Source organism: Algoriphagus boritolerans DSM 17298 = JCM 18970, from assembly GCF_900108085.1.
Taxonomy (GTDB): domain Bacteria; phylum Bacteroidota; class Bacteroidia; order Cytophagales; family Cyclobacteriaceae; genus Algoriphagus; species Algoriphagus boritolerans.
Genome location: NZ_FNVR01000077.1, coordinates 1 through 1,093, shown reverse-complemented (window position 1 = coordinate 1,093; position 1,093 = coordinate 1). Strand labels below are relative to the sequence as shown.

Below are 1,093 nucleotides of genomic sequence, written 5' to 3'. Positions count from 1 at the left end.
ATATCAGCAAATTACAAATTTGTTTGGATAGAAAGGTGTAGTTACAAACTACACCTAGTCCCAATCAACCTTCTTCTACACCCAGAGGGGGAAAACTTTCTAATTTTTACTTTTTTCTTTGATGTTGTACCGATGAACCGACTTTTTCAAAAGACCAAACCATATTATTATTAAAAGACCTAGGATACCAAAGGAAAAACTGCTAAATAAATCAAAATAAGGATTTTCATTGGGAAGCAATATAACGTCAGAGCCCTTTTTATATTTCAATACAACCAATTCACCAATAAAATGATCATTGCAATAATCAGATGGTATTTTTTTAATAAATGTATTCCCTTCATATGAAACTTTCATATGGTTCTTACTCTTTGTTCCTATACAAGCTCCTAAGATTTCAGTTATTTTCATTTCAACTAATACTCCATTGGTATAAGTTTCTAATTCTTTATTAGTTTTATTTATGCCAATTACAAATAAATAAATAAAGAAAATCCCTCCAATTATTAAAATAAATCTCATTTTAAAAATCTTATTGGTTTATTTTCGACTCTGGTTGCATCGTTTTGAATCATTTCTGAATCTATATTTAATGTGTTGCTTTTGGAGTTTGATCTGGTAGCATTAGAAACATTTTGAAGAGAATTTCCAGCAACACTGCTAGAAGTTTGATTTAATCTATTTGCAGTATTCAATTTATCTTGAGCAGAATTAGCAGCCTGAGCCCTTCCAGAACTTGCTGGATCGTTATTCGATATTCTTGCTGTTCTATCGGCATCCCTAGCTAAAGTTTTTGTATTGATTTCAATACCAGTTTCTTTAACTATTTTACCACCTAAATAATTTAAAGCAACATCCGATATTGTCTGAGAAACGGTTACTTCTCCTGTTTCTGAAGTAACTTGTTTTAAAACTGATTCAGTCACATCAATAGTAGTTGAAACTGCGATTTGAGTTGCTTTACCTCCCAGTGCCGAAAATCCAGCTGTCGCAAATCCAGCACCAGCTGAAATCCCAATATCCCCTCTAGGCGTAGTATCTTCTCTTAACCTTAGAAGTTCCTCTTGAGGCTGGGTGAAGTTTGCAACTTCAC

2 protein-coding genes are annotated in these 1,093 nt (G+C 32.9%); both read right to left on the bottom strand.

Going from position 1 to position 1,093, the window contains the following annotated elements; genetic code table 11:
- Positions 1-99 precede the first annotated feature (99 nt).
- On the bottom strand, positions 100-522 hold the full coding sequence (locus tag C4S61_RS21630) for a hypothetical protein (protein ID WP_103926852.1): 423 nt from the start codon (positions 520-522) through the stop codon (positions 100-102).
- On the bottom strand, positions 519-1,093 hold a 575-nt coding region (locus C4S61_RS21995), incomplete at its 5' end, for a hypothetical protein (protein WP_160111302.1). The genes C4S61_RS21995 and C4S61_RS21630, both read right to left, overlap by 4 nt.